This window comes from Methylomonas koyamae, assembly GCF_006483455.1.
Taxonomy (GTDB): Bacteria; Pseudomonadota; Gammaproteobacteria; order Methylococcales; family Methylomonadaceae; genus Methylomonas; species Methylomonas koyamae_B.
The window spans coordinates 1-3756 of sequence record NZ_PPPU01000063.1; the positions used below are offsets into that span (position 1 = coordinate 1).

At 46.4% G+C, this 3756-nt stretch carries 2 protein-coding genes and 1 pseudogene; 2 read left to right on the top strand and 1 reads right to left on the bottom strand.

The genetic code is table 11. The features are described from left to right. Window positions 1-564 precede the first annotated feature (564 nt). Both C2U68_RS21865 and C2U68_RS20315 read left to right on the top strand, forming a co-directional pair. The gene (locus C2U68_RS21865) at window positions 565-732 is read left to right on the top strand and encodes a CcdB family protein (protein ID WP_409563869.1); all 168 of its coding nucleotides are present in this window, start codon (window positions 565-567) and stop codon (window positions 730-732) included. 456 nt (window positions 733-1188) lie between these two features. After that, complete coding sequence (locus C2U68_RS20315; protein ID WP_140914296.1) at window positions 1189-2970, top strand: autotransporter outer membrane beta-barrel domain-containing protein; 1782 nt, start codon at window positions 1189-1191, stop codon at window positions 2968-2970. A 97-nt stretch (window positions 2971-3067) separates the two neighbouring features. On the opposite strand, the pseudogene C2U68_RS20320 reads toward C2U68_RS20315, so the two are convergent. Beyond that, window positions 3068-3756 (bottom strand): annotated as a pseudogene (locus C2U68_RS20320) (IS3 family transposase); the annotation flags it as partial.

Sequence of the window (3756 nt, forward strand, 5' to 3'; positions counted from 1 at the left end):
CATAATTCAGGACACCCTCAACGACCTAGGCCTTTTTTGTTGCCCCAAGGTTTCTCGAATATAGCAACCAATACTAAGGCATTCGCCCAAGTTCAACTGTTGGCATTTTCGACCAAAAATAGTCCTGCTTGCCTATCGCGTAAGCTGTACAAGGGTAAGGCCACATCCCTGCGCCTGAGGCCCGCTTTTCCTGATTTCAGCATTTCCTGCACCCAACCAAGTGGCGCAGGCCTTGGGAATGCAAACCCGGTCAGTACAATGCTTGAATATGGCCTCCCAAAGGGTCTGATCCAACGCCACGCGCCGACCGAAACAATGGATGCAAGATAGCTGTTGCCAAATCAACAGAACGAGGCTGGCCTACAACCGTCTAGCAATGAGAATTTCTAAATCACTGGCTTAGCTTGACTAGGCAAAGCATTTGATTGTGCATAAAAATACGCAAGGCATAGTGATGCAAATCGACGTTAGCCCTACTGCTCCTAAATTTGCAGAGCGATTTTCTCGATGCACTAAAAACCCGGCTGCTGGTTCCTGCCATCAAATTGTCCGAGAAAAAAGCCTATTACCCGTTTGAATCCAGTTTTTGAATTCGATCAACAGGAATACTTGCTGGCAGTTCAGGAAATGGCTGCGATTCCGGCAAAAAGCCTGGGTACAAAGGTTGCAGATGTGAGGGCATTGAGAAGCGAGATTTTGGCGACGTTGGATTTGTTAACTTCCGGGATTTGATTTTTATAATTGTTAAACGGCGGACAAGTTTTGCCAGTTTTTGCAATTCCTGATAACACTTCGACGCAGGTTGACAAGGCATCGCTAACAAAGGACGCTACCCTGGAACTAAAACTACTCCAATATCGGGAGAAATTTGATCTACAATTCTGCGGTAAATTAATTGGCGAGGAAAGGGGGCTTGAAAGTCAAGGACCGCGACCAACCAATTGCCGCCGGGTTCGAACATTATTATTTTGCGAGTCGGAAGCATAATCCTTCGAAATCTCTATCCCTAGCAGGTTGGTGAAAAACCATATTTGAGACGCTAATTTTGCTCAATCGAACCAGTATTTAGTAGGAAAATAGCTTCATCGGCACTAAATATAGAGTCATTCAACGCCAAAAAAGAGTTTTTCACCAACCTGCTAGGTAGGGCAAAAATTTTCCTGCCCTTAAAGATAGCGTCCAATCCCATTGAAAAGAAAGCTTTCCAAATTAGCAATATGCTTGACATTTAACTGTCATTTTCTGGTAGCTAATAATGTACTAGCAACCCCTGTTGTCGCGATTACAAATACCCCAAACGCGACCAATGGCGGCTCTGCTATAAGCGCGAATGATTGGAAGGGGCTTATCTTTTCTACTCCCTCATGGGCTACCAGTGAAATAAGTTCCATTCAGCTAGGACTGAATTGCTCAGGGGTTGGATGCGGATATCCGCAGTCGACCAATATCCAAATTGACCTTTACTCGGTTGCGTCTGAGCTTCCAAATACCCAGCTCAATAGCCTCACTCTCCAGCCAGTTACCCTGTCAAGTGGTCAGCAAATGTATACATTTGCGATACCAAATTGGCTACTGACAGCGAATACTGCTTATGCACTTGTACTTAAATCAGACTCAAACGTTCCTGGGCTTTTCAATTTCAGATGGGGAAATACCGGAAACGCGCCAGCCGGCACGCAACCATCTGGGTTTAATGGTTACACCTATCTTGGCTTGAAATCTTATTCAAATGGCGTCTGGACCTCGGCTGGTGAATTAAATGCCGTGGTAATTTATGTGTACCAACAACCAAACTTCATATTTACGGCAACCAATCAAAATCAGCTGGCGGTCGCTACCGGCTTAAACACAGCCTTAATTACTCCAGCATCAACTGCTGGCCAGAGCATTCTAAATCGCTTTGTTACAATGACAGTCCCACAAGTGCAGGCTGTTTTTGATTCAATATCCGGCGCAGGTATTTCTGCACAACAAACTGCCAGCTTTGATGCAACGAATATCACTGTGGATACAGTAAGAAGACAAGGTGCTTACTGGCTCATGGATGAATGCCAAGCAGGTGCCGGGGCTAAAAAGAACAAAGCACAATTCGACCTGGTTATCGGCCATTCCTGCGCAAATAACGACAACAGCCAGTTCCGAAGCTGGGCGGCTGGTGTGGGCGGATCAAATTCGTTGAGCGGCTCTTCAATCGTTGGCTCAGCTTCTGTATCAACACAAACAGGCGGCGGTCTTATTGGATTCGATTACGAGATTGGCCCTAACCTCTTGGTGGGTGCCATGGCAGGAGCTACATCGACTAGCTACAATGTATCCGCGCTCGCATCTTCCGGTTCAGTCGTATCAGGTCAGTTTGGCCTATATAGCGTAGCTAAATGGAATAAGTTTTACCTAAACAGCATCTTTGATTTCGGCTATTTCAGTAACTCATCGACGAGGTATGTCGCTGGTATTGGACCAACGACCGAGATAACCTCCCATACTAATAGCAATGCATTTACAGGTAGGCTGGAAGTGGGGTATCGGATTGAAAACCCATTAGCAAACATGATGCCTTTCATCGCAATTCAGGCTACTTCGTTACAAATGGGCCATTACAACGAATCGAACACAAATCACTTGGGTCTATCGGTTCAGAGCAAGAACGTTATTTCCGAGCAAGGCAGTTTAGGCGTTCAAGTCGACAAGGCGTACAACATCAACAAAGAGTGGTCTCTATACCCATTACTCAGAATGGCATGGATTCATGAATTCCAAACCGACCGCACTCTGACGGGATCGTTTCAAGCGTTACCGACAGGAATTTGGACTGTAAATGGCGCCAGTGCCGCTTCAGATTCAGCAGACCTAGGGATTAGCTTGCAAGTTACCAATAAAGATGGATTTGTGTTCTTCGCATCGGGCAACACTGTTGTTTCTTCAACCAATCAAGGCTACACGGGGCAGATTGGCTTAAAGATCATATTTTAGGGGTCGCTACGTGTTTATTTAATCGAGTCTGACGACTCGAGGACAAGACGCGAACACCATACAAATCTGATGTGTCAACACCTTACCGGACACACGGTTAAGCAGCTTTTTGCTGCAATTCGTAGTCAGCGGGTGACAAATAGCCATTGGCTGAATGTAGTCGCTCGCGGTTATAAAACACTTCAATATATTCAAACACTGCCTGCCTAGCCTCAACCCGATTACGAAAGGTTTGATGATGAATCAGCTCTGTTTTCAAGGTATGAAAGAAGCTTTCCGATACGGCATTGTCCCAACAGTTGCCTTTTCGGCTCATACTCTGGCAAATGCCGTGTTGCTTCAATAGCGCCCGGTGGCTTTCCGAAGCATATTGGCTCCCTCGGTCGGTATGCCAGAGTAAGCCCTGTGCCGGTTTACGCTTCCAAATGGCCATCAATAGCGCATCATTCACCAGCTTGGTCCGAATATGTTCGGCCATTGACCAGCCAACGATTTGCCGGGAAAACAAATCGATGACCACGGCTAAATACAACCAACCTTCCTGGGTATGGATGTAAGTGATGTCGCCCGCATAGACCTGATTCGGTCGCTGCACTGCAAATTGCCGATCCAAGTGGTTATCGGCCACCGGAAGATGATGTTTGGAGTTTGTCGTCGCTTTAAATTTCCGCTTTGTTTTATTTATGCCCTTGGGTACAAGCTAATTTGGCATCACGCATCAAGCGACCGATCCGGCGGCGACTGACCATTAGATCTTGTCGAAAAAGCACAGAGCCGGCCCCAAAA